This window comes from Roseateles sp. (genome assembly GCF_046300915.1).
Lineage (GTDB): Bacteria > Pseudomonadota > Gammaproteobacteria > Burkholderiales > Burkholderiaceae_C > Kinneretia.
This window is the reverse complement of sequence record NZ_JBKCLH010000029.1, coordinates 1-26,492: the sequence shown is the minus strand read 5'-3', so window position 1 is coordinate 26,492 and position 26,492 is coordinate 1. Positions and strand designations below refer to the sequence as shown.

Annotated in this window: 26 protein-coding genes, 1 pseudogene and 1 riboswitch; of the genes and pseudogenes, 15 read left to right on the top strand and 12 right to left on the bottom strand. The window is 68.2% G+C overall.

Annotated elements, in window-relative coordinates; translation table 11 throughout:
- On the top strand, nucleotides 1-1,988 hold a 1,988-nt coding region (locus tag ACK5F2_RS01755), incomplete at its 5' end, for a DEAD/DEAH box helicase (protein WP_409862333.1).
- A gap of 45 nt (nucleotides 1,989-2,033) precedes the next feature.
- Here ACK5F2_RS01755 and ACK5F2_RS01750 read toward each other — a convergent pair.
- The 3 genes from ACK5F2_RS01750 to ACK5F2_RS01740 all read right to left on the bottom strand — a co-directional run bounded on the left by ACK5F2_RS01750 (nucleotide 2,034) and on the right by ACK5F2_RS01740 (nucleotide 3,972).
- The gene (locus tag ACK5F2_RS01750; protein ID WP_226881867.1) at nucleotides 2,034-2,315 is read right to left on the bottom strand and encodes an HU family DNA-binding protein; all 282 of its coding nucleotides are present in this window, start codon (nucleotides 2,313-2,315) and stop codon (nucleotides 2,034-2,036) included.
- Nucleotides 2,316-2,469: 154 nt separating this feature from the next.
- The gene (locus ACK5F2_RS01745; protein WP_133603819.1) at nucleotides 2,470-2,931 is read right to left on the bottom strand and encodes a fasciclin domain-containing protein; all 462 of its coding nucleotides are present in this window, start codon (nucleotides 2,929-2,931) and stop codon (nucleotides 2,470-2,472) included.
- Between the two features lie 81 nt (nucleotides 2,932-3,012).
- A complete protein-coding gene (locus tag ACK5F2_RS01740) occupies nucleotides 3,013-3,972 on the bottom strand; it encodes a fasciclin domain-containing protein (protein WP_409862332.1) in 960 nt (319 codons plus the stop codon).
- Between the two features lie 268 nt (nucleotides 3,973-4,240).
- Here ACK5F2_RS01740 and ACK5F2_RS01735 point away from each other — a divergent pair, with 268 nt between their 5' ends.
- Genes ACK5F2_RS01735 through pepQ form a run of 3 tightly spaced genes read left to right on the top strand, consistent with a single transcriptional unit; the run spans nucleotide 4,241 to nucleotide 6,783 of the window.
- On the top strand, nucleotides 4,241-4,675 hold the full coding sequence (locus ACK5F2_RS01735) for a response regulator (RefSeq protein ID WP_409862330.1): 435 nt from the start codon (nucleotides 4,241-4,243) through the stop codon (nucleotides 4,673-4,675).
- 46 nt (nucleotides 4,676-4,721) lie between these two features.
- Complete coding sequence (locus ACK5F2_RS01730) at nucleotides 4,722-5,375, top strand: LysE/ArgO family amino acid transporter (RefSeq protein ID WP_409862328.1); 654 nt, start codon at nucleotides 4,722-4,724, stop codon at nucleotides 5,373-5,375.
- Between the two features lie 40 nt (nucleotides 5,376-5,415).
- The gene (gene pepQ / locus ACK5F2_RS01725; protein WP_409862327.1) at nucleotides 5,416-6,783 is read left to right on the top strand and encodes a Xaa-Pro dipeptidase; all 1,368 of its coding nucleotides are present in this window, start codon (nucleotides 5,416-5,418) and stop codon (nucleotides 6,781-6,783) included.
- Nucleotides 6,784-6,874: 91 nt separating this feature from the next.
- On the opposite strand, the gene ACK5F2_RS01720 is transcribed toward pepQ, so the two are convergent.
- The 4 genes from ACK5F2_RS01720 to ahcY all read right to left on the bottom strand — a co-directional run bounded on the left by ACK5F2_RS01720 (nucleotide 6,875) and on the right by ahcY (nucleotide 10,670).
- Entirely contained in the window at nucleotides 6,875-7,492 is a 618-nt protein-coding gene (locus tag ACK5F2_RS01720) for an OmpW/AlkL family protein (protein ID WP_409862326.1), read from the bottom strand.
- A gap of 134 nt (nucleotides 7,493-7,626) precedes the next feature.
- Nucleotides 7,627-8,466: a methylenetetrahydrofolate reductase [NAD(P)H] gene (gene metF, locus ACK5F2_RS01715; protein WP_409862325.1), complete on the bottom strand. Its 840-nt coding sequence runs from the start codon at nucleotides 8,464-8,466 to the stop codon at nucleotides 7,627-7,629.
- Nucleotides 8,463-9,197 (bottom strand): TlyA family RNA methyltransferase, encoded by a 735-nt coding sequence (locus ACK5F2_RS01710; protein ID WP_409862323.1) that lies wholly within the window; start codon nucleotides 9,195-9,197, stop codon nucleotides 8,463-8,465. The genes metF and ACK5F2_RS01710 overlap by 4 nt, the downstream gene beginning before the upstream one ends.
- A 6-nt stretch (nucleotides 9,198-9,203) precedes the next feature.
- Nucleotides 9,204-10,670, bottom strand: coding sequence for an adenosylhomocysteinase (gene ahcY, locus ACK5F2_RS01705; RefSeq protein WP_409862321.1), 1,467 nt, complete (start codon nucleotides 10,668-10,670; stop codon nucleotides 9,204-9,206).
- A 92-nt stretch (nucleotides 10,671-10,762) separates the two neighbouring features.
- A riboswitch (S-adenosyl-L-homocysteine riboswitch) is annotated at nucleotides 10,763-10,852 on the bottom strand.
- A gap of 84 nt (nucleotides 10,853-10,936) precedes the next feature.
- Here ahcY and ACK5F2_RS01700 point away from each other — a divergent pair.
- On the top strand, nucleotides 10,937-11,728 hold the full coding sequence (locus ACK5F2_RS01700; protein ID WP_409862320.1) for an HAD-IIB family hydrolase: 792 nt from the start codon (nucleotides 10,937-10,939) through the stop codon (nucleotides 11,726-11,728).
- On the opposite strand, the gene ACK5F2_RS01695 is transcribed toward ACK5F2_RS01700, so the two are convergent.
- The 3 genes from ACK5F2_RS01695 to ACK5F2_RS01685 form a co-directional block, all read right to left on the bottom strand.
- Nucleotides 11,725-12,831 carry a DNA glycosylase AlkZ-like family protein gene (locus tag ACK5F2_RS01695; RefSeq protein ID WP_409862319.1) on the bottom strand — a complete coding sequence of 369 codons (1,107 nt, stop codon included), beginning with the start codon at nucleotides 12,829-12,831 and terminating at the stop codon, nucleotides 11,725-11,727. The two genes, ACK5F2_RS01700 and ACK5F2_RS01695, sit on opposite strands and share 4 nt — an antisense overlap.
- A gap of 78 nt (nucleotides 12,832-12,909) precedes the next feature.
- On the bottom strand, nucleotides 12,910-13,926 hold the full coding sequence (locus ACK5F2_RS01690; RefSeq protein ID WP_409862318.1) for a diguanylate cyclase domain-containing protein: 1,017 nt from the start codon (nucleotides 13,924-13,926) through the stop codon (nucleotides 12,910-12,912).
- Between the two features lie 55 nt (nucleotides 13,927-13,981).
- Complete coding sequence (locus tag ACK5F2_RS01685; protein ID WP_409862316.1) at nucleotides 13,982-14,998, bottom strand: diguanylate cyclase domain-containing protein; 1,017 nt, start codon at nucleotides 14,996-14,998, stop codon at nucleotides 13,982-13,984.
- A gap of 181 nt (nucleotides 14,999-15,179) precedes the next feature.
- Here ACK5F2_RS01685 and ACK5F2_RS01680 point away from each other — a divergent pair, with 181 nt between their 5' ends.
- Together ACK5F2_RS01680 and ACK5F2_RS01675 are read left to right on the top strand one after the other, a co-directional pair.
- The gene (locus tag ACK5F2_RS01680; protein WP_409862314.1) at nucleotides 15,180-16,148 is read left to right on the top strand and encodes a chemotaxis protein CheX; all 969 of its coding nucleotides are present in this window, start codon (nucleotides 15,180-15,182) and stop codon (nucleotides 16,146-16,148) included.
- A gap of 52 nt (nucleotides 16,149-16,200) precedes the next feature.
- Nucleotides 16,201-16,572, top strand: coding sequence for a response regulator (locus ACK5F2_RS01675; RefSeq protein WP_409862313.1), 372 nt, complete (start codon nucleotides 16,201-16,203; stop codon nucleotides 16,570-16,572).
- 72 nt (nucleotides 16,573-16,644) lie between these two features.
- On the opposite strand, the gene metK is transcribed toward ACK5F2_RS01675, so the two are convergent.
- Complete coding sequence (gene metK, locus ACK5F2_RS01670) at nucleotides 16,645-17,826, bottom strand: methionine adenosyltransferase (RefSeq protein WP_409862312.1); 1,182 nt, start codon at nucleotides 17,824-17,826, stop codon at nucleotides 16,645-16,647.
- Between the two features lie 179 nt (nucleotides 17,827-18,005).
- On the opposite strand from metK, the gene ACK5F2_RS01665 reads away from it, so the two are divergent.
- The 7 genes from ACK5F2_RS01665 to ACK5F2_RS01635 are packed head-to-tail and all read left to right on the top strand — an operon-like array spanning nucleotide 18,006 to nucleotide 25,052.
- The gene (locus ACK5F2_RS01665) at nucleotides 18,006-18,860 is read left to right on the top strand and encodes a lysophospholipid acyltransferase family protein (RefSeq protein ID WP_409862311.1); all 855 of its coding nucleotides are present in this window, start codon (nucleotides 18,006-18,008) and stop codon (nucleotides 18,858-18,860) included.
- Nucleotides 18,860-19,747 carry a lysophospholipid acyltransferase family protein gene (locus tag ACK5F2_RS01660; RefSeq protein ID WP_409862310.1) on the top strand — a complete coding sequence of 296 codons (888 nt, stop codon included), beginning with the start codon at nucleotides 18,860-18,862 and terminating at the stop codon, nucleotides 19,745-19,747. The genes ACK5F2_RS01665 and ACK5F2_RS01660 overlap by 1 nt, the downstream gene beginning before the upstream one ends.
- 32 nt (nucleotides 19,748-19,779) lie before the next feature.
- Nucleotides 19,780-20,649 carry a diaminopimelate epimerase gene (dapF, locus tag ACK5F2_RS01655; protein ID WP_409862309.1) on the top strand — a complete coding sequence of 290 codons (870 nt, stop codon included), beginning with the start codon at nucleotides 19,780-19,782 and terminating at the stop codon, nucleotides 20,647-20,649.
- On the top strand, nucleotides 20,646-21,356 hold the full coding sequence (locus tag ACK5F2_RS01650; RefSeq protein ID WP_409862308.1) for a DUF484 family protein: 711 nt from the start codon (nucleotides 20,646-20,648) through the stop codon (nucleotides 21,354-21,356). Before dapF ends, ACK5F2_RS01650 begins: the two co-directional genes overlap by 4 nt.
- A complete protein-coding gene (locus tag ACK5F2_RS01645) occupies nucleotides 21,337-22,272 on the top strand; it encodes a tyrosine recombinase XerC (protein WP_409862307.1) in 936 nt (311 codons plus the stop codon). The genes ACK5F2_RS01650 and ACK5F2_RS01645 overlap by 20 nt, the downstream gene beginning before the upstream one ends.
- On the top strand, nucleotides 22,272-23,831 hold the full coding sequence (locus ACK5F2_RS01640) for a hypothetical protein (RefSeq protein WP_409862305.1): 1,560 nt from the start codon (nucleotides 22,272-22,274) through the stop codon (nucleotides 23,829-23,831). Before ACK5F2_RS01645 ends, ACK5F2_RS01640 begins: the two co-directional genes overlap by 1 nt.
- Before the next feature lie 36 nt (nucleotides 23,832-23,867).
- Nucleotides 23,868-25,052 (top strand): class I SAM-dependent rRNA methyltransferase, encoded by a 1,185-nt coding sequence (locus ACK5F2_RS01635; RefSeq protein WP_409862303.1) that lies wholly within the window; start codon nucleotides 23,868-23,870, stop codon nucleotides 25,050-25,052.
- A gap of 27 nt (nucleotides 25,053-25,079) precedes the next feature.
- Here ACK5F2_RS01635 and ACK5F2_RS01630 read toward each other — a convergent pair whose 3' ends face one another.
- Entirely contained in the window at nucleotides 25,080-25,568 is a 489-nt protein-coding gene (locus tag ACK5F2_RS01630; protein WP_409862302.1) for an Lrp/AsnC family transcriptional regulator, read from the bottom strand.
- A 176-nt stretch (nucleotides 25,569-25,744) separates the two neighbouring features.
- Here ACK5F2_RS01630 and ACK5F2_RS01625 point away from each other — a divergent pair.
- Nucleotides 25,745-26,492 (top strand): annotated as a pseudogene (locus tag ACK5F2_RS01625) (glutamine--fructose-6-phosphate aminotransferase); the annotation flags it as partial.

Here is a 26,492-nt window from a genome sequence, read left to right as displayed (position 1 = left end):
CCCTCCCCTCGTCCCGGCCACTGTTTTTCATGAGTCTTGCCGAGCTGCGTGCGGCCCTGGAGGCCGAGCTGGCCGCCACCCCCGAGTTCTACGACTTCAAGGTGCTGCACAGCGAGCCCGAGGGCGCGCTCTGGCGCATCAGCCTGGAACCCGGCTATGTCTTTGCCGAGGGCCAGCCCCCGGGCCTGGCCGCGGCCCAGGCTCTGCTGGACGACAGCCTGGACGGCGCCTCCGCCTGGTGGGGCGCGCCGCAGCGCGGCGCCGCCAGCGTGCTGGCCCTGCTGCCCGAGGCCGACCAGCTGCTGCTGCAGAACGCCAGCGCCCCGCCGCCGGGCGCGGGCCATCTGATCCGCCTGTACCCGCCGCGCTTCCTCAAGCCCCTGGCCGAGGCCTGGTGGGATGCCAGCTGGGCGCCGCGCGCCTGGGACTGCCTGACGGATCTGGCCGCGCCCGAGACGGTGGACGAGGGCCTGCAGCTCAGCGGCGCGCCCTTTCGCTGGCTGCGCGAGGGCCAGCGCCGCGCCCTGACCCTGCCGCGCCACAGCAGCGCCTTTCTCTGGGGCCCGCCGGGCACGGGCAAGACCACCACCCTGGGCGTGATGCTGGCCGAGTATCTGGAGGCCCGGCCCCAGGCGCGCGTGCTCCTGCTCTCCAGCACCAATGCCGCCGTGGACCTGGCCACCCTGGCGGTGGACAAGGCCTTGCAGAAAGGCCGGCGCGAGGTACTGCGCCCCACGGTGCAGCGCCTGGGCACGCACTTCAATGCGGCGGCCTATGCCGGGCGCGAGCACCTGATCCCCAGCGCCGATTCGGCCCTGCTGGCCCGGCTTTCGCGCGCCGCCTCGCTGCAGGTGCTGCGGCGCAGCCGCCTGGTGAGCATGACGGCCAGCCGCGCCTGCTTCACCCTGCGCAGCCTGCGCGAGCTGGCCGGCCCCGAAGGCGCGGACGAGCCTCCCTTCGATCTGCTGGTCTTTGACGAGGCCAGCCAGCTCAGCCTGGCCCAGGCCCTGGTCCTGATGCCGCTGGGGCGGGCCCGGTTGTTTGCCGGCGACCCGCAGCAGCTGGCCCCGGTGCTGCGCAGCCGCGAGCGCGGCGCCCAGCGCTGGCTGGGTCGCTCGGCCTTTGGCGAGATGCCGCGGGGCGCGGCCGCGCCCTCGGGGGTGCTGCTGGACGGGCAGGCGCGCATGGCCGCGCCCATTGGCGAGCTGGTCAGCGAGCTTTTCTACGAGGGCGCGCTGCGCGTGGCGGCCGACAGCGCCCAGCGCCCGGACTGGCTGGCCGCGCGTCGCCGCGCCCTGGGCGAGGTGGGGGCAGAGAGCCATGTGCAGCTGCAGTGGATGCGCAGCGAGGGTGCCTGGTCGGCCAGCGAGCGCGGGCCGCTGCGGCGCGAGTCGGCCGAGGCCATCGCCCAGGCCGTGGCCCAGGCCCTGGAGGGCGGCAACTGGCGGGCCGAGGAATTGATCGTGCTGACGCCGTTTCGCGCCCAGCGCGCCCTGATCCGCCACTGCCTGCGCCGGCGCGGCGTGGCGCTGGACGGCGAAGGGGGAGGCTTGCGCGTGAGCACGGTGCACCGCGCCCAGGGCAGCGAGGCGCCGGTGGTCTTCTTCGACCCGGCCGATGCGGCCCAGCCTTTTCTGCAGACCGAGGCCGCGCTGCGCCTGCTCAATGTGGCGCTGAGCCGCGCCGAGGCCAAGGTGCTGGTCTATCTCTCGCGACGCGATGCCGAGCAACCACTGCTGGCGCCGCTGGTGCAGCGCCTGCGCCTGGCGGCGGATGGGCGCGAAGCCCTGCCGCTGGAGCGGCTGGCGACGCAGCCGGACTTTCCGGCCAATGCCTTGGGGCGGCGCGTCATGGCGGGCCGCCACCGGGGGGAAATCGTGCGGGTGAGCCCGGATGGGCGCCAGTTCTGGCTCGTCAATGAGCGCAGCGGCGCCACCCAGCTCTTCGATACCGCGTTCTGGCGCGCCAAGGCGGGCCAGACGCCGTAGCCGCGGCGCCCCGTCGAGCGCCGCTGGGCGGTGTCACCGGGCCGTTCAGGCCTTGGCGTTCAGCGCGTCCTTCAGGGCCTTGCCGGGCGTGAAGCGGGCGCTCTTGGAGGCCGGGATTTCCAGGGCGGCGCCGGTGGCGGGGTTCTTGCCGGTGCGGGCGGCGCGCTCGCCGACCTTGAAGGTGCCGAAGCCCACCAGGGACACCGAGTCACCGGCCACCAGGGCTTCGGACAGGCTGGCCAGGGTGGCGTCCAGGGCCACGCCAGCAGCGGCGCGGGAGATGTCGGCCTTGGCGGCGATGCGTTCGATCAGTTCGGTCTTGTTCATGATGTCGATGTCATTCAATCCCTGCCAGAAGCGGCTAAGGGGGCGCGATTATCGACGCAAGCCAGGATCGAGGCCTCCGGGGTCCCGTGACAGGATGTACAAAAAGGAAAAAGGGCGCCTCGACAAGCCGAGGCGCCCCTTGGACCGGCGGGGATCAGCGCGGCATGATGACCTGGTCGATCACATGGATCACGCCGTTGTCGGCCTGGATATCGGTCTTCACGACCTGGGCCTGGTTGACCTTCACGCCACCTTGGGTGCTGACCGTGATGTCACCGCCCTGCACCGTGCGCACCGCGCCGGGCTTCACATCCTTGGCCATGACCTTGCCCGGGACCACGTGATAGGTCAGCACGGCGGTAAGCTTGGCCTTGTCCTTGAGCAGGGCGTCCAGCTGCGCCTTGGGAATCTTGGCAAAGGCTTCATCGGTGGGCGCGAACACCGTGAAGGGGCCCGGGCCCTTGAGCGTCTCCACCAGGCCGGCCGCCTGCAGGGCGGTGGCCAGGGTCTTGAACTGGCCGGCGGCCACGGCGGTGTCCACCAGATCCTTGGCCTGGGCGGCGCCCAGGGTCAGCAGGCCCAGGCTCAGGGCGGCGAAGCACTTCTTGAACAGCATGTCTGCAACTCCTTTAGACAAGTCAGCGGGGGAAACCTCCGCCCCGGCAGGGCCGGAGCGGAGCGGAAAACAAAGAAGAGATCAGAGGGTGGGAATCAGCACCTTGCCCAGCACATGGATCACGCCATTGCTGGCACGCACGTCCGTGGCGGCGATGGGGGCGGCGGTGCTGGTGGTGTCGACGATGCGTAGCGGCGAGCCCTGCACCACAAAGCTCTGCCCGGCCACCGTGTTCACCGGCGCGCCCAGGGTGATGTCACCGGACAGCACGCGACCGGCCACCACGTGGTAGGTCAGCACCTTGCTCAGCTGAGCCGTGCTCAGACCGGCCACGGTCGAGCTGATGGCCGCAAAAGCCTCATTGGTGGGCGCGAACACCGTCAGCGGCCCAGCGCCCGCCAGCGTGCTGTCCAGGCCCGCCTGCTTGACGGCACCGACCAGGGTGCTGAAGGCGGGGTTGGCCTGGGCCATCTGCACCAGGTTCAGCACGCCGGGCGGCACCAGCACCTTGTCGATCACATGCACCACGCCGTTGCCGGCATTGACATCCGCCTGGCTGACCTTGGCCGCGGTGAGCACCGCATCGGTCAGGCTCACGCCGCCCGAGGTGCTCAGGGCCAGCGTGGCCGCGCGGCCATCGAACTGGTAGAGGGTGGCCAGGCTGCTGCCCGCCGTGCCCAGGTCCGCAGCGCTTCGGCGTGTGGCCAGCACGTGGTAGCTGAGGATGTTGGACAGGGCCGAAGCCGGCAGGGCGTTCACCATCGCCGTGGCGTCGGCAAAACCCAAACGCGTGGCCAGGGCGTTGAAGGCGGCATCCGTGGGCGCGAACACCGTCAGACTGGCCTTGGGGTCGCTGAGAGCGCCGCCCAGCCCCGCCTTGGTCGCCGCCGCCAGCAGGGCATTGAAGCCGTTGGTCTGGGCCACCTCCACCACCGTCGCGGGCAGGTGGTCTTCGTCATCGCTGCCGCCACAGGCGGTCAGGGACAGGGCCAGGCCCGCTACGGCCACCCCGAGAAAAGCACGCTTAAGCCGGTCGTACATGATTTGCTCCGTCTGAGTTTGTTCACCACAGCCCGGCTCGCCCGAGCCGCCCATACCAATCAGTCTTGTGCGTGACTGAACGGTTTTTATCCTAGACAGTTAAGTTGGAAAATTCAACAGGAGAGTTGATTGCCTTGTATGGACATGGGTATCAACCGATCGCGCGACGACCCAAAAGCTTTTGTGCTTGCAACGTGGCTCGGCCTGCAAACTGATCAGGTGCTGGAGAGCGCTCGGCAAGCGCTACGATTCACGCCAAGGAGCTGGCATGGTCACGACTGTCAAACGCGAAGATTTCTCTCTGCTGGTGGTGGACGATTTCTCGACCATGCGCCGCATCATTTCGGGCCTGCTGCGCGAGCTGGGCTTTCGCAAGATCGCGGAGGCTGAGGATGGCCAGGTTGCTTTGCGCACCCTGGAGCTGGCTGCCGCCTCGGACGAGCCCATCCACTTCGTGCTCAGCGACATCAATATGCCGGTGATGAATGGTTTCCAGCTGCTGGAGGCTCTGCACGCCAAACCCGAGAACGACCCCTTGCGCAAGATGCCGGTGCTGCTGGTCACGGCCGAGGGCCGCAAGGAGGACATCGTTCGCGCTGCCCAGCTGGGTGCGGCCGGCTATGTGGTCAAGCCCTTCACCAAGCAGACGATTGGCGAAAAGATCCACATGACGCTGCGCAATCGCGGCATCCTGGTGGAGTGAGCCGAGTCACGGGCAAGCCTCGGTATGGTGCTCGGAGGCTGAGGCCATGAATCTCACTTCCCTGGTCCCAGCCGACCCGGCGCTGGCGGTATTCTTCCAGGGACTGCTGCTCAGCCTGGGCCTGATCGTGGCCATTGGCGCCCAGAACGCCTTTGTGCTGCGCCAGGGCCTGCGCCGCGAACATGTGGGGGCGGTGGTGCTGTTTTGTGCGCTGGCGGACGCCTTGCTGATCACGGCCGGGGTCCTGGGCATGGCCCAGGCTCTGGGGGAGAACCGTCAGCTGGCGCGCGCGCTCGCGCTGGCCGGCGCCCTCTTCCTGGCCTGGTATGGCTGGCGGGCGCTGCAGCGTGCCCGGCGGCCTTCGCAGCTGCACGCGGCAGCCGGTGGCGAAGGCCTGAGTGCCCGCGCCGCCCTAGCGCAGGCGGCCGCATTCACCTTGCTGAACCCCCATGTGTACCTGGACACCGTGCTGCTGGTGGGCAGCGTGGGGGCGCAGCAGCCCGCCGCCTTGCGCCCTGTCTTCATCGCTGGCGCCGGCCTGGCCAGCCTGCTGTGGTTCACGCTGCTGGGCTTTGGCGCCCGGCGCCTGGCACCGCTGTTTGCCCGCCCCCAGGCCTGGCAATGGCTGGACGCGCTGATCGGTCTGACCATGCTGGGGCTGGCGCTGGCCCTGCTGCGACATGTGCAGATCGGCCCCTAGGCGCGACACAGGGGAGACACAGGGGCGAGAATCCTCTGCCATGAACACCCATCACGCCCCGTCCTCTGCCGCCACCGAAGGCGAGCTCTACCGCCAACATCTGGCCGCCCTGCAAAGCCAGGCCGAGGCCGCGCTGGCCCGCTGCGGCCACGAGGCTCTGCTGATCGCCTCGGGCATCGAAAAGTACGCTTTTCTCGATGACAGGCCTTATCTGTTTCAGCCCAACCCGCATTTCAAGCATTGGCTGCCACTGTGCGCGCACCCGCACAGCTGGCTGCTGGTGCGGCCGGGCCACAAGCCGCGCCTGGTTTACTACCAGCCCGATGACTACTGGCATGTGCCGCCCAGCGCGCCCTCGGGCTTCTGGGTAGAGCATTTCGAGCTGGTCGTGATCGGCCAGCCCGAGGAGGCCGTGCAGCACCTGCCCAGCCAGGGCAGACTGGCCATCATCGGCGAGGCCGATGCCGCCCTGCCCGGCCTGGTGCCCAACAACCCCGCGGATCTGCTGAATCTGCTGCACTACCGCCGCGCGGTGAAGAGCGAGTACGAGCTGCTGCAAATGCGCGCCGCCTCGCGCCGCGCCGCGCCCGCGCATCTGGCGGCCAAGGCGGCTTTCGAGGCCGGCGCCTCGGAGCTGGACATCCACCGCGCCTATCTGGCGGCCAGCGGCCACAGCGACCGCGACCTGCCCTACGGCAATATCGTGGCGCTCAACGAGCATGCCGCGGTGCTGCACTACCAGTACCAGGACGCGCAGGCACCGGCCGAGTCGCGCACCCTGCTGATCGACGCGGGCGCTTCGGTGAACGGCTATGCCTCGGACATCACCCGCACCTGGCAGCGCGGCGGCGATGCGCGCTTCGCGGCCCTGCTGGCGGCCATGGAGTCGGCCCAGCTGGCCCTGGTGGACGAGGTGCGCGCCGGCACCGATTACCGCGACATCCATCTGAGCACCCACCGCCATGTGGCGCGCATCCTGCTGGAGCAGGGCATTGCGCGCGGCGTGAGCGAAGAGGCCTTGCTGGCGCAGCGCGTGACCAGCAGCTTCTTCCCGCATGGCATCGGCCATCTGCTGGGCCTGCAGGTGCACGATATCGGCGGCTTCATGGCCGACGAGTCGGGGGCGCCCGCCGCCAAGCCCGAGGGCCATCCCTTTCTGCGCCTGACCCGACGCCTGGAGCCAGGCATGGTGGTGACCATCGAGCCGGGCCTGTACTTCATTCCCACCCTGCTCAAGAAGCTGGCCGCCACGCCGGCAGCAGCCTGTATCGACTGGGCCGCGGTAGAGCATCTGGCGCGCTTTGGCGGCATCCGCATCGAGGACGATGTGGTCTGCCGCGGCACCGATGAGGCGCCAGAGAACCTGACGCGCGATGCCTTTGCGAGCGTGCTGAGCGATCGGGCCTGACCTCCCTGGGGCAAGCAAGGAAAAAGGGCCTCGCCGGTCAGACCGGCGAGGCCCTTGTCATCGGGTATCGGCGAGGCCGATTCCGCGTGGCTTAGAAGCGCATGCCCAGACCCACGCCCACCAGCAACGGGTCGACCTTGAAGGTACCGGCCTTGTTGCCCTTGGAGTAGACGTCGGTGTCGATCTGAGCCTTCTTGATGTCCACGTTCAGGAACAGATTCTTGGACAGCTCGATATCGGCACCCACCTGGAAGGACAGGCCATAGCTGTTCTTCTTGATGCTGGGATCCAGTGCGGCAACCACGGCCGGCTCGAAGTTCACGCTGGAGAAGCGGGTGTAGTTCAGGCCCGCGCCCACATAGGGGCGGAAGGTGGCGTTGGGCGCGAAGTGGTACTGCAGGCTCAGGGTCGGCGGCAGGTGCTTGAGCGTGCCGATCTTGGCGCCCTTGGCGTACAGGGTGTGCTTCTGCGGATAAGTCAGGATCAGCTCGGCCGCGATGTTCGGCGTGAAGAAGTAGCTGATGTCCACTTCCGGCAGGGTCTTGTTATTGACCGTCAGACCCAGGCCGGTGGAGTCCTTGTTGGCGGAATCCAGATGGACGGCGCGAACACGCACCATCCAGGGGCCTTCGGCCTGTGCCTGGGCGGCAAAGGGAACGGTAGCCAGGGCAGCAGCGGCCAGAGCCGAGGCGAGGATCTTCTTGCTCATTGAGAACACTCCATTGATGCGGGGACATCCCGAATGAGCTCATTGGAAGATCAAGCCAGGGGTTAACCCTTGATCTGACGCAAAGTCGCCGGCGCCCCGCAGCATCGGTGCCGACGACTTTGACCTGGGGCAAATCAGGCGTTCAGACCGATGCGTCGGCACAACTCCAGCGTGAGCGCCGACTGGTTCAGGGTGTAGAAGTGGATGGCCGGCACGCCACCGGCGATCAGGCGCTCGCAGAGCTGGCCGATCACGTCCAGGCCGAAGGCGCGGATGGAGGCGGTGTCGTCCATATAGCCTTCCATCTTGAGCGCCACCCAGCGCGGGATCTCGATGCCGTCGCGCTGCGCGAACTGGGCAATGCGCGCGTAGTTGTGGAAGGGCATGATGCCCGGGATGATGGGCTGGTCCACGCCCAGCTTGCGCGCCGAGTCCACGAAGTGGAAGTAGGCGTCGGGGTTGAAGAAGAACTGCGTGATGGCGGCGGTGGCGCCGGCGCGCATCTTGTCGGCGAAGTGCTGCAGGTCCTTGGCGGCGTAGCGCTGCTGCGGGTGGTACTCGGGATAGGCCGCCACCTCGATCTTCCAGTCCGGGCCCTGGGTCTCGCGGATGAAGCGCACCAGCTCGGCCGCGTAGCGGAACTCGCCGGCCGTGGCGGTGCCGCTGGGCAGGTCGCCGCGCAGGGCCACGATGCGGCGGATGTTCTGGGCGCGGTAGGTGGCCAGGATCTCGGCGATGTTCTCGCGCGTGGAGCCCACGCAGGAGAGGTGCGGCGCGGCCTCGAAGCCGCTGGCGGCAATGTCCATCACCGTGGCCAGGGTCTTCTCGCGGGTGGAGCCGCCGGCGCCATAGGTCACGCTGAAGTACTGCGGGGCCAGGGCGCCCAGCTCCTGCACCACGGTCTTGAGCTTCTCGGCGCCGACGGGGGTGTTGGGAGGGAAGAACTCGAAACTGACGGGCGTCTTGGTCGTCATGGCAGCTGGGCCCAGAGGAAGAATTCGGTATTGCCATCGCCACCGGCGATGGGGCTTTCAAAGTAGTCGCGCCAGCGCAGGCCGGCAGCTTCGGCGGCAGCGCGGGCGCGCTCGGCCAGCAGGGGGTGCTGGAGTTCGGGGTCCTTGACCAGACCGCCCTTGCCGATGGCCTGGGGGCCCAACTCGAACTGCGGCTTGATCAGCAGCAGCAGCTGGCCCTGCGGCGCCAGCCAGGCGGCCAGGCGCGGCAGCTCGCCCAGCATGGAGATGAAGCTCAGATCGCCCACGATGAGCGCAAAGCGATCACCGGGCTCGAACTGGCGCACATGCATGCCCTCGATGGCGCGCACGCGCGCGTCCGCGGCCAGGCTGGGGTGCAGCTGGCCATGGCCCACATCGATGCCGGTGATGGCGGCAGCACCCTTCTTGAGCAGGCAGTCGCTGAAGCCGCCGGTGCTCTGACCGATGTCCAGCACCGTGAGGCCCGTCACATCCAGGCCGCAGCGCTGCAGCGCGCCTTCGAGCTTGAGGCCGCCGCGCGAGACATAGCGCAGCTCCGCATCGTCGGTGATGCGCAGCTGGGCCGTCTCGGGCAGGTCCTCGCCGGCTTTGCGCAGCACCGACCAGCCCTTGGGCGCCGCCCATTCCACGGCCCCCCGCTCGATCAGACGCTGAGCGGCGGACCGGGTGGGGACGAGTTGTTGAGCGACAAGGAGCTGGTCAGCGCGCATGCCGATTTAGTAACGGTAGCTGTCGGGCTTGAAGGGGCCGTTCTTCGGCACACCGATATAGGCGGCCTGCTCATCGGTCAGCTCGCTCAACTGGGCGTTGAGCGTGGTCAGCTGCAGGCGGGCCACCTTCTCGTCCAGGTGCTTGGGCAGCACATAGACCTTGCCGATGTCGTAGGCGTCCTTGTGGGCGAACAGCTCGATCTGGGCGATGGTCTGGTTGGCGAAGCTGGAGCTCATCACATAGCTCGGGTGACCGGTGCCGCAGCCCAGGTTCACCAGGCGGCCCTTGGCCAGCAGGATGATGCGCTTGCCGTCCGGGAAGATCACATGGTCGACCTGGGGCTTGATCTCCTCCCACTCGTACTGCTCGAGCGAGGCGACATCGATCTCGTTGTCGAAGTGACCGATATTGCAGACGATGGCGTTGTTCTTCATCGCGGCCATGTGCTCGTGACGGATCACGCTCTTGTTGCCGGTGGTGGTGACGAAGATGTCGGCCTTGTCGGCGGCGTATTCCATGGTCACGACGCGGTAGCCTTCCATGGCGGCCTGCAGGGCGCAGATCGGGTCGATCTCGGTCACCCAGACCTGGGCCGACAGCGCGCGCAGGGCCTGGGCCGAGCCCTTGCCCACATCGCCGTAGCCGGCCACCACGGCGATCTTGCCGGCCACCATCACATCGGTGGCGCGCTTGATGCCGTCCACCAGGGATTCGCGGCAGCCGTAGAGGTTGTCGAACTTGCTCTTGGTGACGCTGTCGTTGACGTTGATGGCACGGAACAGCAGGCTGCCCTTGGCGGACATTTCCTTCAGGCGGTGCACGCCCGTGGTGGTCTCTTCCGTCACGCCGATGATCTCGGCGCTCTTGCGGGTGTACCAGGTGGGGTCCTGCGCGACCTTGGCCTTGATGGCGGCGAACAGGATGCGCTCTTCCTCGCTGCCGGGGTTGGCTAGCACCGACAGATCCTTCTCGGCCTTCTGGCCCAGATGCATCAGCAGCGTGGCATCGCCGCCGTCATCCAGAATCATGTTGGGGCCTTCGCCGGCCGTGCCCGGGGCGCCCGGCAGGGCGCCCTTGACGCCCTCGCCGAATTCAAAGATGCGGTGGGTGTAGTCCCAGTAGTCTTCCAGGGTCTCACCCTTGTAGGCGAACACGGGGGTGCCTTCGGCCACCAGGGCGGCAGCGGCGTGGTCCTGGGTGGAGAAGATATTGCACGAGGCCCAGCGCACTTCGGCGCCCAGGGCTTGCAGGGTCTCGACCAGCACGCCGGTCTGGATGGTCATGTGCAGGGAGCCGGTGATGCGCGCGCCCTTGAGCGGCTGGCTGGCGGCGTATTCCTTGCGGATGGCCATCAGCGCGGGCATCTCGCTCTCGGCGATCTTGAGTTCCTTGCGGCCCCAGGCGGCCAGGGAGATGTCGGCGATCTTGAAATCGTCGGCGGTCAGCGTCTTCTTCAGCACAGCAGCATTCATTGCAAAGCTCCTTCGGTATGAAGCCGCAACGCAAGACTGTGGGAAACGCGCTCGGAGTCGCGAATCGGAAAACGGTCACCCACGTCAAACTTTGCGGGTGAGCGCGGTTGCAGTGGGCCCGATCATGTCGGGGCTTCCGAGCCTGGCCTCATGGAACTGAGGTTGCAACGCTCCTCGGAATAGGACCGCATTCTAGCCGCATGCCGCCCACCGCGGCTGCCAACAAGCACCGGATTGCCCGCTTTCCCGAGGGACAATCCGCCGCTATGCAGCCTCTTTCTTCCTGTCCGCCGGCCGACCTGCGCGTGCTGAGCGGGGTTCTGACCGATATCGACGACACCCTCACCGCCGACGGCGCCATCGCCCCCGAGGCCCTGGCCGCCCTGCAGCGCCTGCACGCGGCCGGCCTGCCCGTGATCGCCATCACCGGCCGCCCGGCCGGCTGGAGCGAGCCCTTTGCCCTGGCCTGGCCGGTGCAGGCCATCGTGGCCGAGAACGGCTCGGTGATGCTTCGCCGCGCGGCCGACGGCAGCCTGGCGTGCGACTTCAGCCAGGATGAGCCCACCCGCCGCGCCAACTTCGCGCGCCTGCAGGCCTGCGCGGCCGATGTGCTGGCGCGCGTGCCCGGCGCCACGCTGGCCACCGACAGCCCCGGCCGCCTGACCGATATCGCGGTGGACCACAGCGAGTTTGCGCATCTGGATGAGGCGCAGATCCAGTCTGTGTGCGCCGTGATGCGCGAGCATGGGCTCACCGCCACCGTGAGCTCCATCCACATCAATGGCTGGATCGGCGAGCACAGCAAATGGAGCGCGGCCCAAGGGGCCGTGCCCACCCTGCTGGGCCGTGAGTTCGCGCCGCAGGACTGGGCCTATGTGGGCGACTCCACCAATGACCAGCTGATGTTCGAGCGCGTACCCTTCTCGGTAGGCGTGGCCAATATCGAGCGCTTCGTGCCCCAGCTCCACACCCTGCCGCGCTATGTGACGCGCGGCGAGCGCGGCCAGGGCTTTGCCGAGCTGGCGGACGCCTTGTTGGCGGCGCGGGCCGCGGGCTAAAGCCCCAGAAACTCGCTCATGCCCGTCAGCGCCTCGTCCAGCGCCAGGCGGAAGGCGGCGCCGGCCGGGCGGCGTCCGCTGACAAAGCCGAGCTCATGTTGCAGCCGGCCCTGCTCCACGCGCAGATTGGCCCAGCCGATCATCGCCTCGCCCCAGAGCAGGGGCAGGGCGTAATGGCCCATGCTGCGCTGGGCGGCCGGGGTGTAGGCCTCGAACTTGTAGGTCCAGCCCCAGAAGCGCTCGAAGCGGCGCCGGTCCCAGACCACGGGGTCGAAGGGCGCCAGACAGCGCAGGCCCGGCGGCGCCTGGTGGCGACGGCTTAGCGGCTTGTCATCGGCCGGCCAGAACCAGGTTTCGCCCTCGAGGCTGGCATGGGCATAACGCTGCTTGGCCGCCTTGAAGGCCGCGCGCGTCTCGGCACGCAGATGCGGGGCGCCATAGCCCAGCAGGCTGGTGAGGTAGCCGAAGCTGGCGGCGGGCAGGGGCGCGTAGAGCGCCAGCACCTGGTCCAGCAGGGCCTCGGCCCGGGCCCGGCGGGCGGCGGGGCTCTCATCGACCTCGGGATGCTCGATGGCCTCATACACCCGGGTGCCCTGGTCGCGCCGCTTGACGCGCAAGAGGCCGCGGTAGTGCAGGCCATCCAGCAGCTGGGTGGAGACATTGAGTGTGCCGCCCCAGTAGCCGGGCATGCGGCCATGGTGGGCGAAGTCTTCCAGCAGCTGCTTGGGGTGGGTGGGGCCGCGCTCGCGCACCACGGCCAGCAGCTGCTGGGCCTGGGCCGTGGTCTTGGCATCCCAGGGCTTGCGCGGCTGGCGCGGGTGCAGCAGGGCCAGGCTGCTGCGCGGCACAAAGCCGTAGTTCACCAGACAATCTTCCTCCACGGGCAGGCGGGGATAGCGCCGCTCCAGATCGCCGGCCCGGTAGCCGCGCACGCGGTGCATCAGGATCAGGTCCTGGGCCCGCGCCGGGGCACGCATGGGATCGGCCTGCACAAAGCCCAGGCGTGCAATGGCCTGGGGCAGGCTGGTGGGCCTGAAGAGGCTGCGGGCCAGGGCGTAACGGCGCAGCGTGTCCAGGTCGAGGGCAGGTGGGCTCGGGGGCAAGGCGTGAGGCTCCGCACAGGAAAGCCGCCAGCATAGGCCGGGGCTGCTGACGCGCGCTGTCAGTGGAATGCTCTGGGCTCAGCGCGGCGGCTGCGGACGCTGCTCCTCGGTGTCCATCTGCATCTCGTAGCTGAAGAAGCGATTGCGCCCCTGCGCCTTGGCCGTGTAGAGCGCATCATCGGCCCGCAGCAGCAGGCCCTCGGCCGTGGTGCTGGCATCCGGCACACAGGTGGTGATGCCGCCCGAGAGGGTGATATGGGTGGCGACCGGTGAATCGGGGTGTGCAATCTGACGCTGGGCCACCAAGCGCATCAGGGCCCGCGCATAGGTCATGGCGCCGGAGCGTGGCGTGCGCGGCAGCAGCAGGGCGAACTCCTCGCCGCCGTAGCGGGCGGCCCTGTCGGCCGGCCGCCGGCAGGTATCGCGCAGCAGCTGGGCCACCTGGCGCAGGCAGGCATCCCCTTCGACATGCCCCTGGCGGTCGTTGAAGCGCGTGAAATGATCGACGTCGCAGAGCATCAGGGTCAGGGGCTGCTGCTCGCGCCGCGCCAGCTCCAGCTCGCTGTGCAGGTAGTCATCGAGCGCTCTACGGTTCATCAGGCCGGTGAGCGCGTCCACGGTGGAAAGTTCATGCAGCTGGGCATTGGCGCTGCGCAATTCGTCCGAGAGCAGTACCAGACGCTGGCGCATCTGCGCCAGACGATGCATGGCGCGCAGCTTGGCATGCAGCACCATGGGCAGCACGGGCTTGATCAGATAGTCATCGCCACCAGCCTCGATGGCCTGCCAGATATCGCGCTCCTGATCGCGCTGGGACAGGAAGATGATGGGCGTCCAGCCGCCGGGCTCCGCGGCACGCATCTCCCGGGCCGCCCAGTAGCCGTCGTGGCCCGGCATCTCCACATCCAGCAGCACCAGATCGGGCCGATGGCGCCGGAACAGATCCAGCGCCCAGTCCGCGCTGTCGGCCTCCAGCACGCGATGGCCGCAGCGGTCGAGTTCGGCACTCAGGGCCACACGCGGGGCATTCTGGTCATCGACCACAAGAATGGTCAGGGGGGCGGCAGGACTGCCAGGGTGAACTTCTACAGACATATTGTTCCCATCGACCAAGGACCGGGACTCTTGAGCCCCTGACCCTACGAAAAGCTCAGATCTTGTCCAATCCACCCCAGCCGCTGTGCCGCTGCTCCAGGGTATCCATCTGCATCTCGAAACTGAAAAAACGGTTGCGCCCGCGCGATTTGGCGTTGTAGAGCGCGTCATCGGCCCGCTGCAGCAGACCCTCCACCGTGGTGCCGGCATCGGGCACACAGGTCGTGATGCCTCCTGACAGCGTCACATGGGCTGCGGCACCGGAGCTGGGATGGGGTCGGGCGCTGAGCGCAAAGGTACGCAGCACCGCCCGCGCAAAGGTCATGGCGCCGGAACGCGGCGTGCCGGGCAGGATGAGCGCGAACTCCTCGCCACCGTATCGCGCAGCACAATCGCGGGGACGCCGGCAGGTCTGCCGCAGGAGCTGGGCCACATGCTGGAGACAGGCGTCCCCCTCCACATGCCCCAGGCTGTCGTTGTAACCCTTGAAGTGATCGACATCGCAGAGCACCAGGGTCAGGGGCTGCAGATCACGCCGGGCGCTGGCAATCTCGTGCTGCAAGCGGGCGTCGAAAGCCCGCCGATTCATCAGGCCGGTCAATGCATCCTCCTGACTCAGGCGCGACAGCTGCTCATTGCTGGCGCGCAACTCGTCGGAGAGCTCGAGCAGACGCGACTGCATGCGCCGCAGCCGCTGCATGGCGCGCAGCTTGGCATGCAAGACCGTGGTCGAGACGGGCCTGACCAGATAGTCATCACCACCGGACTCTATGCCCTGCCAAAGATCCTGATCCTGATCGCGACTGGACAGGAAGATGATGGGCGTCCAGTCACCGGCTTCGGCCGCACGCATCTGGCGCGCCGCCCAGTAACCATCCTCGCCCGGCATCTCCACATCCAGCAGCACCAGATCGGGCTTGTGTCGCCCGAACTGCAGCAAGCCGTCCTGCCCCGAATCGGACTCAAGCACGGTATGCCCCGCGGCGCGCAGCTGCGCAGCCAGAAGCTGCCGCGTGCTTCGCTGGTCATCGACCACCAGCACGCGCAAGGGAGGCAGGGGGGTTGGCAACATGGGCAGCGGACTCCAGCCACCGGACCCCGAGGCCCGGCAATCAGCGCAGCATAGCGGCTACCCCCCGGTTTTTGCGAGCCCCACGGCCCAGGGGGCTCAAGTTCGGCCCGACTGTGCCGATACTCCACTTCAGTGGCCGCGTGCGCGGCCGGCCGAGGGCCGGGCTCAGCCCGGAAGACGCATGAACGACACGACCCATCTTGAGGCCAAGGTACTGGTGCTGGACCAGGACTCGGAGCAGTGCCGCCAGCTCTCGGAATTCTGTGCCGAGGCGGGCCTGCTGCCCCTGCTGCGCACGGCCCACGACGCGCTGACCAGCCTGTCCCAGCACAAGGATCTGGCTGGCGTGCTGCTGGCGGAGGACATGCCTTGCGACAGCGGTGATGCGCTGATCCTGGCCCAAGCCATCCACAGGCAGCGCCCCGAACTCCCCATCATCCTGCGGCGCACCAGCCAACGCGCGTTCAGCCCCAACGAGCAATCCGCCATTGCCTACACCTGGAGCACCGGCGATATCGAGCAGCTGCGCACCCATATCGGGCGCTGCATCTTCAGCCTGCGCTACCCCATCGCCCTCGTGGACGGCATTGTGGAGCTCACGCTCAACGCGCTGCGCTCCATGTTCCCCAATGCCGGCGTCAGCAACGAGTCGCCCTATGTGGTGCACGACCGCATCATCCACGGCGAGGTCTCGACCCTGATCCCGATTGAGAGCACCTGGTGTCGGGGCTACATGATGCTGCAGACCGAGGAGAGCGCCCTGCGCCAGGGCCTGATCCAGGGCTTCGGCTATGCGGGGGTGGGCGGCGACCTGAACTTTCGCGAGCTCAACAATATGCTGGGCGAGACCACCAACCTGATCTGGGGCGCCTTCAAGAACCGCTACATCCCGCCCGAGGCCTTTGCCAATCAGCAGACCCAGGTGCCCATCGTCATCAACCATGCACACAAGTACATCTCCTTCGGCTCGCCCGATCCGCAGCTGTGCATACGCTACCAGCTCAGCGACGCGGCTCGTCCCGGCATGTCGGCCTTGACCATCGTGCAGCGCTTCATCTTCAATCTGCACTGGTCGCCCGAAGATTTCGCCCAGTTCTCGAGCAAGTCCGGCAGCTCGGGAAGCAGCACTGGCGAGCTGGAGTTCTTCTGATATCTCGATGAATGTCGCGGGCAGGCATGGAGCCCGCTCTGGAGCTTTCAATATGGCAAATGTCCTGGTCGTCGACGACTCCAACACCATGCGCGAGATCGTTGCCACCTTTCTGAAGCAGAACGGCTTCGAAGTGGCCGTAGCCACCGACGGTCGCGACGGCCTGGATCAGCTGCGGCGCGACCCCAGCATCCGGCTGGTGGTCAGCGACATCAATATGCCCAATATGGACGGCCTCACCATGGCCGAGAAAATCCGCACCGAGCTGGGCAACAAGGAGGTGCGCATCGTGATGCTCACCACCGAGGACAATGCCGTGATGCGCAGCCGCGGCCGCGAGATCGGCGTCACCGGCTGGATCGTCAAGCCCTTCAACGGCAATGCGGTGCTGGGGCCATTCAAGAAGCTGTGCGGGATGAGCTGAACGCGCAGCCTCCGGACATGAAAAAGCCGCCCGGCTTGCGCGGGGCGGCTTCTTTGCTGATGAGGCCTTGACTTACAGCCCGGCCGCTGCGCGCAGCGCGGCGGCCTTGTCCGTTCTTTCCCAGGTGAACTCGGGCTCTTCGCGGCCGAAGTGACCGTAGGCCGCCGTCTTGCTGTAGATCGGGCGCAGCAGGTCCAGCATCTGGATGATGCCCTTGGGACGCAGATCGAAGTGCTCGTTCACCAGGGCGGCGATCTTCTCGTCGGAGATCACGCCGGTGCCTTCGGTGTAGACGGTCACATTCATGGGACGGGCCACACCGATGGCGTAGGCCACCTGGATCTGGCACTGCTTGGCCAGGCCGGCGGCCACGATGTTCTTGGCCACATAGCGGGCGGCATAGGCGGCCGAGCGGTCCACCTTCGTCGGGTCCTTGCCGGAGAAGGCGCCACCGCCGTGCGGGCAGGCGCCGCCGTAGGTGTCCACGATGATCTTGCGGCCGGTCAGGCCGCAGTCACCCTGCGGGCCGCCGATGACGAAGCGGCCGGTGGGGTTGACCAGGTACTTGGTGTCCTGCAGCCATTCCTTGGGCAGCACCGGCTTGATGATCTCCTCGATGACCGCCTCGTAGAACTCGGGCTTCATCTTGTCGCCCAGGCTCATCTCGGGGGCGTGCTGGGTGGAGAGCACGACGGTGTCGATGCTGTGGGGCTTGCCGTCCACATAGCGCATGGTGACCTGGCTCTTGGCGTCCGGGCGCAGGAAGGGCAGACGGCCGTCCTTGCGCAGCTGGGCCTGGCGCTCCACCAGACGGTGGGCATAGTAGATGGGCGCGGGCATCAGCTCGGGCGTCTCGTCGCAGGCATAGCCGAACATCAGGCCCTGGTCACCGGCACCGGTGTTCAGGTGGTCATCCGAGGCATGGTCCACGCCCTGGGCGATGTCATTGCTCTGCTTGTCATAGGCGACCAGCACGGCGCAACCCTTGTAGTCGATGCCGTACTCGGTGTTGTCGTAGCCGATGCGCTTGATGGTGTCGCGAGCGACCTGGATGTAGTCCACATGCGCATTGGTCGTGATCTCACCGGCCAGCACCACCAGACCGGTGTTGCACAGGGTTTCGGCGGCAACGCGCGAGCGCGGGTCCTGCTGGAAGATGGCGTCGAGGATGGCGTCCGAGATCTGGTCGGCCACCTTGTCGGGATGTCCTTCGGAAACGGATTCCGAAGTAAAGAGAAAATCGCTGCTCGCCACTTTTACACTCCTAGTTGTCGGTCCATCGGCGTTGCCGGCTGGGTCAGGAGACGCGGCGAACGCTTTAGCGGCATTTGTTGAGCTTGGCAGCCCGGCGGGGCTCTCGATCACTCGATAAGCAGCCGCGTCGCCCCGCAAGTTGTCCAAATTAACTCGGCGACCGCCCGATTATAGAAAAAATGTTGTTGGTCTTTCGCTTGATGGCGCGCTGCCCCTTGTGGCTTTTGCACGCCTTGGGCAGCCTCGCCGGCTGGTTGAGCTACGCCCTCTCACCCAGCTATCGCCAGCGCTTCCAGGCCCAGGTCCGCCAGGCGGGGCTGCCTGCGGCGCAAGCACGCCCGGCCATTGCTCAGGCAGGACGCATGGTCACCGAGCTGCCCTGGCTCTGGCAGCGCCACCAAGCCCTCGGCGAGTTGGTGCGCTGGCAGGGCGCCGAGCTCATCGAGAGCCGCCTGGCCGAAGGGCGGGGCATGGTCTTGCTGACCCCGCATCTGGGCTGCTTCGAGGTCACGGCCCGGGCCTTTGCGGAACGCTTCGGGCGGCGCATGCCCATCACCGTGCTGTTCCGCCCGGCTCGCAAGGCCTGGATGCGCGCGCTGATGGAGGGCGCCCGCGAACGCGAGCACCTGGCCACGGCCCCGGCCAATCTGGCGGGCGTGCGCCAGATGCTGCGCGCGCTGCGCCAAGGTCAGGCCATTGGACTGCTGCCCGATCAAGTCCCACCGGAGGGCCTGGGCGTCTGGGCCCCCTTCTTCGGTCGTCCGGCCTACACCATGACCCTGGCCGCCAAGCTCGCCGTGCAAAGCGGAGCGCCCCTGATGCTGCTCTGGGGGGAAAGACTCGCGCAAGGTCGCGGCTATGTGATCCATGTGCAGGCCGGCCCGGTCATCCCCCTAGAGGCTTCGCCCGAGCAGGCGGCAACCCTGATCAATCAGGCCATGGAGGGGCTGATCCGCCAGGCGCCACAGCAGTACCTCTGGGGCTATCACCGCTACAAGCAACCGCGCGGTCTCGGGACCGGGGGAGCCGCTTGATGGCCGCCCGACTTGCCAGCCACGCCTTCATCGGCCTGATCTGGCTGCTGCATTTCCTGCCCCTGTCCTGGCAAGCCTGCTTGGGCCGCGGCCTGGGCGCCCTGCTCTGGCGCCTGGCAGGTTCGCGCCGCCGCGTGGCCCTGCGCAATCTGGAGCTCTGCTTTCCCGAGAAGAGTGCCGCGGAGCGCCGGGCCCTGGCGCGGGAACACTTTGCCTGGCTGGGGCGCAGCCTGCTGGAGCGCGGCCTGCTCTGGTTTGCCTCGCCCGAGCGGCTGCGGCGCCTGGTGCGCATCAAGGGTGATGTGCACTATGCCGAGCGCAGCGAGGCGCCCGTGATGTGGCTGACACCGCACTTCGTGGGTCTGGAATGGGTCAGCCCGGCCCTGATGCTCAACCAGAGCAATCCCGGCGTGAGCATCTACCAGACCCAGAGCAATCCGGTTTTCGACGCCCGCATGCTGGCGGGCCGCTCACGCTTTGGCACCAATGCCCTGTTCGACCGCCAGGACGGCATACGCCCCGTGCTGCGCCTGATCCGCCAAGGCTATGCCTTCGTCAACCTGCCGGATATGGACTTCGGCGCCAAGGACTCGGCCTTCATCCCCTTCTTCGGCGTACCCGCCTGCACCCTGCTGGCGCCGGGCCGCATGGCCTACAGCCTCAAGATGAAGATCCAGCCGGTGGTGATCACCATGCTGCCAGGCGGACAGGGCTACGAGGTCGAGCTCGAGGCCCCCTGGGAGGACTATCCCAGCGCCGACGCCGAGGCCGACGCTCTGCGTCTGAACCACTGGCTGGAAACCCGCATCCGGCAGCAGCCGGCTCAATACCTGTGGGTGCACAAGCGCTTCAAGACGCGCCCCGACGGGCAAGCTTCCCTGTACTGAGGCGAGGCCAGCCACAGGGCGATAATTCAGCGATGAAAGTGCGATTCACCAAGATGCAGGGCGCGGGCAATGACTTCGTGGTCATCGACGCCACCGAGCAGCCCCTGAGCCTGGACGCCGCCCAGCTGCGCCGCCTGGGCGACCGCCGCTTTGGCGTGGGCTGCGACCAGATCCTGGTGATCGAGAAGAGCGCCAGCCCCGGCGTGGACTTCCGCTACCGCATCTTCAACAACGACGGCGACGAGGTGGAGCACTGCGGCAATGGCGCCCGCTGCTTCGTGCGCTATGTGGCCGACAAGGGCCTCTCCGACAAGCGCAGCATCCGCGTGGAGACGGTCAATGCCCTGCTGGAGCTGCGCCTGCGCGAGGACGGCCGGGTCACGGTGGACATGGGCGCGCCGGTGTTCGAGCTGGCGCGCGTGCCCTTCGAGCCTGCGGGCCTGAGCGCGCGCCGCGAGGGCGGCTTGGCCGGCGGTTTCGAGCTCTGGGCCCTGCCCGGTCTGGACTGCGAGGTGGCGGTGCTGTCCATGGGCAATCCGCACGCCGTGCAGCGCGTGGCCGATGTGGACACCGCGCCGGTGCTGAGCCTGGGGCCGCGCGTGGAGTCGCATGCGGCCTTCCCGCGCCGGGTCAATGCCGGCTTCATGCAAATCCTGGACCGCAGCCATGTGAAGCTGCGCGTGTTCGAGCGCGGCGCGGGCGAGACCCTGGCCTGCGGCACCGGCGCCTGCGCGGCCGTGGTGGCCGGCATACGCCTGGGTTGGCTGGACGAGCGCGTGGATGTGCAGGCCCTGGGCGGCCTGCTGACGATTGAGTGGGCCGGCCTGAGCCAGGGCCTGCAGGCACCGGTGCTGATGACGGGCCCGGCCGAGCGAGTTTTTGATGGAGAGATCACGCTGTGAGCATTGAGGGCATTACCGAGCAGGACATCGCCGACTTCCTGGCCAACACCCCGGGCTTCTTCGAGCGCCATGCCGAGCTGCTGGCCACGATCCAGCTGAGCCACCCCCATGGCCAGCGGGCGGTCTCGCTGCAGGAGCGTCAGGCCGAGATGCTGCGCGACAAGATCAAGGGCCTGGAGCAGAAGATCATCGAGATGATCCGCAACGGCCAGGAGAACGTCTCCATCGCCGACCGCCTGCACCGCTGGACCCTGGCCCTGATGCGCACCCAGGACCCGGCCCGCGTGCCCGTGGTGCTGCTGGAGCGACTGCGCCACGAGTTCATGATTCCCATGGCCGGCCTGCGGCTGTGGGGCGTGGATGCGGCCCATGCCCAGGCCGAGTTCGCCCAGCCGGTGAGCCAGGACGTGAAGAGCTTCGCCAAGAGCCTGAACCAGCCCTATTGCGGCGTGAACTCGGGCTTCGAGGCCGCGCGCTGGCTCTCCGACGAGCAGAGTCATGGCGCCACATCCCTGGCCCTGATCCCGCTGAGCCATGGCAAGCCGGCCCAGGCCTTTGGCCTGCTGGTGCTGGGCTCGCCCGATCCGACCCGCTACACCGCGGAGATGGGCACGGAGTTTCTGGCTCGCATCGGCGAGCTGGCCAGCGCGGGCCTGGTGCGCCTGCTGCCACCGGACGCGCTCCGCGATGGCGGCGGCGCTGACTGACCTCCTGCAGCGCTATCTGGAGCATGCGCGTGTGCAGCGCCGCCTGGCCGCGCGCACGCTAAGCCTCTACCGGGACGCGCTGCAACGCCTGCAGGATCTGGCCGAGCAGGACGGCGTGGCGCTGCTGCAGCTGCAGCAGGCCCAGGCCCGGCGCTGGGTGGCCCGCCTGCATGGCCAGGGCCTCTCGCCGCGCAGCCTGGCCCTGGAGCTCTCGGCCTGGCGCGGCCTCTACCGCTGGCTGGGCGGCGAGCGCCTGGTGAGCCACAACCCGATTGACGGCCTGCGCGCGCCCAAGGCCGCCAAGCCCCTGCCCAAGGCCCTGGGCGTGGACGCCGCCGTGCAGCTGGCCGAGCACGCCGATGCGCAGCAGGACCCGCGCCTGGAGGCCCGGGATGCCTGCATCGTGGAGCTGCTCTACGGCTGCGGCCTGCGCGTGGGCGAGCTGGTGGGCCTAAATGCCCAGGCCTCGCGCGAGGCGCGGGGCTGGGTGGATGTGGCGGGTGGCGAGGTCCAGGTGCTGGGCAAGGGCGAGAAGCGCCGCAGCGTGCCCTTGGGGTCCGCCGCCGCCCAGGCCCTGCAGGCCTGGCTGGCCCAGCGCCCGACCCTGGCCCGGCCCGGGGAGCCCGCGCTCTTTGTGGGCCGGCGCGGCGGCCGCCTGAGTGCCGATCAGATTCGCCAGATGCTCAAGGCCCGGGCGCTTGCCGCCGGCATGCCCAGCCATGTGCATCCGCATATGCTGCGGCACTCGTTCGCCTCCCATGTGCTGCAGTCCAGCGGCGATCTGCGCGCGGTGCAGGAACTGCTGGGGCACGCCCACATCACCACCACCCAGGTCTACACCCAGCTGGACTTCCAGCACCTGGCCAAGGTCTACGACGCCGCCCATCCGCGCGCCAAGAAGAAAAGCCCCGTCTGATGAACCCGATGCAACGCCTGCCCTTCCCCCTCCTGCCGCTCTTGGCCCTGCTCTCCCTGGCCGCTCCCGCGCTGGCGCAGAGCACGGCCGACTCCGCCCCCCCCCTGCCCCGCCCGGGCTTTCTGCAGGCCCAGCCCGCCGCCATCGAGCTGAACTGGACCCCGCTGAAGATGCCCACCCAGGAGCGCATCGCCCTGCTGGGTGCCAACTACCTGGTGGCCATGAACGAGGACTGGGGCATAGGCCCCGGCTGTTATGGGTCGGCCAAGGGCAATTTCGGCGGCATCTTCACGGTGGGCTTCACCGCCCAGCGCCGCTGGCGCCTGGGGCCGGACCTGCATGCCGCGGCCAGCCTCTATGCCGGCGCGGGCGGCGGCCTGAGCTCGGACAAGGTGCGCTTTGGCGGTGGCCTGATGCTGCGCCCCGAGCTCTCGCTGCGGCGCGAGCTCGGCAACTGGTACGGCGGCCTGGCCCTGGCCCACACGGATTTCCCCAATGGCCGCGGCAATGTGCGCGACACCACGCTGGGCTTTGTGCTGGGCTACTCGGACGGCTTTGTGAGCTACGCGCCCACGGCCTCGGGCCGCCGGGTGGAGACCCTGCGCCGCAGCGGTCTGGGCTTTGACGAGATCAGCCTCAGCGGCGGCGTCTACAGCCCACGCTCCGGCGCCAAGAACCGCAGTGGCGCGCCCGCCAAGCGCATGGGCAAGGCCGGCGCGGTGCTGCGCCAGTATGTGACCGAGGGCGCCTGGTGGGGGCTGGAGGCCGCGGGTGCCGCCCAGGGCGGGGCCGATGGCTATATGGAGGTGCTGGCCACCCTGGGCCAGGACTATGGCCTGGGCAGCAAAAATTTCCGCGCCGGCTGGCATGTGGCCACCGGCCTGGGTGGCGGCGGCGATATCGACACCGGCAATGGCTGGCTGGTCAAGGGCGGCCCCACCCTGCGCTGGAAGACGCCCTGGGGCCCCAGCCTGCACCTGGACGCGGGCGTGATGGGCTCGCTGACCGGCAGCTTCAAGTCCACCTATGCCCGCCTGTCCCTGGGCCTGCCCCTGGACCAGGGCGCGGGCAGCTTCGGCCAGCCCAATGCGGCGCCGGGCGTGCTGCGCACCCAGACGGTCTATGCCAGCCTGCAACATCTGAACAAGGTGAAGTTCAAGGACGGCCGCCAGGAAAGCGTGGGCCATCTGGCCATGGTCATGACCCGGGACCTGAGCGAGCACGTCTATGGCGTGGCCCAGGCCGGCAGCGCGGCCTTCGGCAGCGCGGGCGCCTACTCCTTCGGCCTCTTCGGCCTGGGCCTGCAAGCCAAGCCCTGGGCGCGCGGCCCGCGTGTGGGCGCGGAAGTGATGGTGGGTGCGGCCGGCGGCGGCGGCGTGGCCATCACCGGCGGCGCGGCGGCCCAGACCGAGGCCTGGGCGCAGTGGGAGTTTGGCCAGCAGGAGCGCATCCGCCTGCGCACCGGCGTGGGCCAGTGGCGCTCCCTGCGCGGCCAGACCCAGAGCACGCCCCTGATCAACGTCTCCCTGGGCTACGCCTTCGGCACGGTCTCGCGCTGAAGGCGCGGCGGCGCCAGGCCCTGAGACAATCGGGGCATGAAAGTCATACGTCTTCGCGCGGGCCGTGAGCGCTCGCTGCAGCGCCGCCATCCCTGGGTCTTCGAGAGCGCCATCGCCAAGGGCGGCGCCGATCCGGGCGAGACGGTGCGGGTGGAGTCCGCCGAGGGCGAGTTCCTGGCCTGGGCCGCCTTCAGCCCCGCCTCGCAGATCCGCGTGCGGGCCTGGAGCTTCGATGCCGCCGAGCGCATCGACGCGGCCTTCTTCGAGCGCCGCATCGCCCGGGCCCTGGCCATGCGCGAGCGCCTGCAAGTGCCCTCCGACGCGGTGCGCCTGGTGCATGGCGAGTCCGATGGTCTGCCCGGCCTGATCGTGGACCGCTATGGCGACACCCTGGTGGCCCAGTTCGGCACGGCCGGTGTGGAGCGCTGGAAGACGGTGATCGTGGAGGCTCTATTGCGCCAGACCGGGCTGAAGCGCTTTTACGAGCGCTCCGACGCCAGCGTGCGCGCCCTGGAGGGCCTGCCCGAGCAGACCGGCTGGCTGGCCGGCGAGGGCGCCACCGAGCTGACCATCCGCGAGCATGACTGGCGCCTGAGCCTGGACATCGCCACCGGCCACAAGACCGGCTACTACCTGGACCAGCGCGACAACCGCCGCCGCTTTGCCGAGGTGGTGCGCCAGCATGGCTGCAAGCGGGTGCTGAACTGCTTCAGCTACACGGGCGGCTTCTCGGTGGCCGCCCTGGCCGGCGGGGCCGAGCGCGTGATCAGCGTGGACTCCTCGGGCCCGGCACTGGCGCGCGCCAACGCCCATGTGGCGCTCAACGGTTTCGAGGCCGCGCGCCACGAGGCCCTGGATGCCGATGTCAACAAGACCCTGCGCGCCCTGATCGCGGCGGGCGAGCAGTTCGATGCCATCGTGCTGGACCCGCCCAAGCTGGCGCCCACCTCGGCCCACGCCGAGCGCGCCGCACGCGCCTACAAGGACATCAATCGCCTGGGGCTCAAACTGCTGGCGCCCGGCGGCCTGCTCTTCACCTTCTCCTGCTCGGGCGGCGTGGGGCCGGAGCTCTTCCACAAGATCGTGGCCGGCGCCGGCATGGACGCCCAGGTGGATGCCTACATCCTGGAGCGCGTGGCCGCCGCGCCCGACCATCCACAAACCCTCTACTTCCCCGAGGGCGACTACCTCAAGGGCCTCTTGCTGCTCAAGCAGGGCTGAGGCCGGAAGAGCCCTGGCGCGGCCGGCTCAGCGGGCCGCCAGCGGGCTCAGATCCAGGCTGGGGTCGAACTTGCTGCGCAGCACGCTGAAGAAGGCCTTGACGTTGCGCACATTGGCATCCTGCGTGAACAGGCGCAGCACCAGGGCCTGGTAGGCCGGCATGTCCGGCACCTGCAGCAGCAGCACGAAGTCCGGCCCGGGCGAGACGCGGTAGCACTGCTGCACCGCGCCCTCGGCCAACACCTTCTGCTCGAAGGCGGCCAGATGCTCGGCGCCCTGGCGGTCCAGGGTGATCTCCACAATGGCCGTCAGCCCCGCGCCCAGCTTCTCGGGCGAGAGCAGGGCCACGCGCCGCTCGATCACGCCGGCCTCCACCAGACGCCGCACCCGCCGCAGGCAGGTGGCCGGCGAAACATGGGCGCGCGCCGCCAACTCCTGGTTGCTGAGCGCGGCGTCCTGCTGCAGGAGCTCCAGCAGCCGCAAGTCGGTGGGATCAAGATCGATAGAAAATTTCATTTCTGAATTACTTTTTTCGCATTATTTCATCGCCACCAATCATCGTCAGAATATTTCATTTCTAGCGATATTTTGAAAGCAAAAGATTTTGCCGCCTGCCTAGGATGCGAGCCATTCCCGGGGCACTCCGTCGCTCCGGCTTCCGGACCCCAAGGCATAGCAGGGAGCAGCAAACCATGTGTGGCATCGTCGGCGCGGTCAGTCAGCGCAATATCGTCCCCATCCTGATCGAAGGCCTCAAGCGCCTGGAGTACCGCGGCTACGACTCCTGCGGTGTGGCCGTGCACCAGTCGGGCGAGCTCACGCGCGCCCGCAGCACCTCACGCGTGGCCGAGCTGAACACCGCGGTGGACGAGGACGGCATTGCCGCCGGCACCGGCATCGCCCAGACCCGCTGGGCCACCCATGGCGCCCCGGCCGTGCACAACGCCCACCCGCACTTCTCCCACGGCCCCGGCGCCGAGGCCAACAGCGCCAGCGCCGGCCGCATTGCCCTGGTGCACAACGGCATCATCGAGAACCACGAGGAGCTGCGCGCCGAGCTCAAGGCCAAGGGCTATACCTTCAGCAGCCAGACCGACACCGAGGTGATTGCCCATCTGGTGGACCACCTCTACAACGGCGATCTGCTGGACGCCGTGCAGGCCGCCCTGCCCCGCCTCAAGGGCGCCTATGCCATCGCCGTGTTCTGCCGCGATGAACCCCACCGCGTGATCGCCGCCCGCGAGGGCTCGCCCCTGGTGCTGGGCGTGGGCGCGGGCGACAGCGCCGGCGACCACTTCCTGGCCAGCGACGCCATGGCCCTGGCCGGTGTGACCGACCAGATCGTCTACCTGGAAGAAGGCGATGTGGTTGACCTGCAAATGGGCAAGGTGTGGATCAGCCATGCCGACGAAGCCGGCCGCTTCCGCAGCGTGGACCGCC

Bases quoted from the DNA above. Each gene is read 5' to 3' on its own strand.
- ACK5F2_RS01750 (WP_226881867.1), bottom strand. From the start codon at position 2,315: ATGAACAAGACCGAACTGATCGAACGCATCGCCGCCAAGGCCGACATC.
- ACK5F2_RS01745 (WP_133603819.1), bottom strand. From the start codon at position 2,931: ATGCTGTTCAAGAAGTGCTTCGCCGCCCTGAGCCTGGGCCTGCTGACC.
- ACK5F2_RS01740 (WP_409862332.1), bottom strand. From the start codon at position 3,972: ATGTACGACCGGCTTAAGCGTGCTTTTCTCGGGGTGGCCGTAGCGGGC.
- ACK5F2_RS01735 (WP_409862330.1), top strand. From the start codon at position 4,241: ATGGTCACGACTGTCAAACGCGAAGATTTCTCTCTGCTGGTGGTGGAC.
- ACK5F2_RS01730 (WP_409862328.1), top strand. From the start codon at position 4,722: ATGAATCTCACTTCCCTGGTCCCAGCCGACCCGGCGCTGGCGGTATTC.
- pepQ (WP_409862327.1), top strand. From the start codon at position 5,416: ATGAACACCCATCACGCCCCGTCCTCTGCCGCCACCGAAGGCGAGCTC.
- ACK5F2_RS01720 (WP_409862326.1), bottom strand. From the start codon at position 7,492: ATGAGCAAGAAGATCCTCGCCTCGGCTCTGGCCGCTGCTGCCCTGGCT.
- metF (WP_409862325.1), bottom strand. From the start codon at position 8,466: ATGACGACCAAGACGCCCGTCAGTTTCGAGTTCTTCCCTCCCAACACC.
- ACK5F2_RS01710 (WP_409862323.1), bottom strand. From the start codon at position 9,197: ATGCGCGCTGACCAGCTCCTTGTCGCTCAACAACTCGTCCCCACCCGG.
- ahcY (WP_409862321.1), bottom strand. From the start codon at position 10,670: ATGAATGCTGCTGTGCTGAAGAAGACGCTGACCGCCGACGATTTCAAG.
- ACK5F2_RS01700 (WP_409862320.1), top strand. From the start codon at position 10,937: ATGCAGCCTCTTTCTTCCTGTCCGCCGGCCGACCTGCGCGTGCTGAGC.
- ACK5F2_RS01690 (WP_409862318.1), bottom strand. From the start codon at position 13,926: ATGTCTGTAGAAGTTCACCCTGGCAGTCCTGCCGCCCCCCTGACCATT.
- ACK5F2_RS01685 (WP_409862316.1), bottom strand. From the start codon at position 14,998: ATGTTGCCAACCCCCCTGCCTCCCTTGCGCGTGCTGGTGGTCGATGAC.
- ACK5F2_RS01680 (WP_409862314.1), top strand. From the start codon at position 15,180: ATGAACGACACGACCCATCTTGAGGCCAAGGTACTGGTGCTGGACCAG.
- ACK5F2_RS01675 (WP_409862313.1), top strand. From the start codon at position 16,201: ATGGCAAATGTCCTGGTCGTCGACGACTCCAACACCATGCGCGAGATC.
- ACK5F2_RS01665 (WP_409862311.1), top strand. From the start codon at position 18,006: ATGTTGTTGGTCTTTCGCTTGATGGCGCGCTGCCCCTTGTGGCTTTTG.
- ACK5F2_RS01660 (WP_409862310.1), top strand. From the start codon at position 18,860: ATGGCCGCCCGACTTGCCAGCCACGCCTTCATCGGCCTGATCTGGCTG.
- dapF (WP_409862309.1), top strand. From the start codon at position 19,780: ATGAAAGTGCGATTCACCAAGATGCAGGGCGCGGGCAATGACTTCGTG.
- ACK5F2_RS01645 (WP_409862307.1), top strand. From the start codon at position 21,337: ATGGCGGCGGCGCTGACTGACCTCCTGCAGCGCTATCTGGAGCATGCG.
- ACK5F2_RS01640 (WP_409862305.1), top strand. From the start codon at position 22,272: ATGAACCCGATGCAACGCCTGCCCTTCCCCCTCCTGCCGCTCTTGGCC.
- ACK5F2_RS01635 (WP_409862303.1), top strand. From the start codon at position 23,868: ATGAAAGTCATACGTCTTCGCGCGGGCCGTGAGCGCTCGCTGCAGCGC.
- ACK5F2_RS01630 (WP_409862302.1), bottom strand. From the start codon at position 25,568: ATGAAATTTTCTATCGATCTTGATCCCACCGACTTGCGGCTGCTGGAG.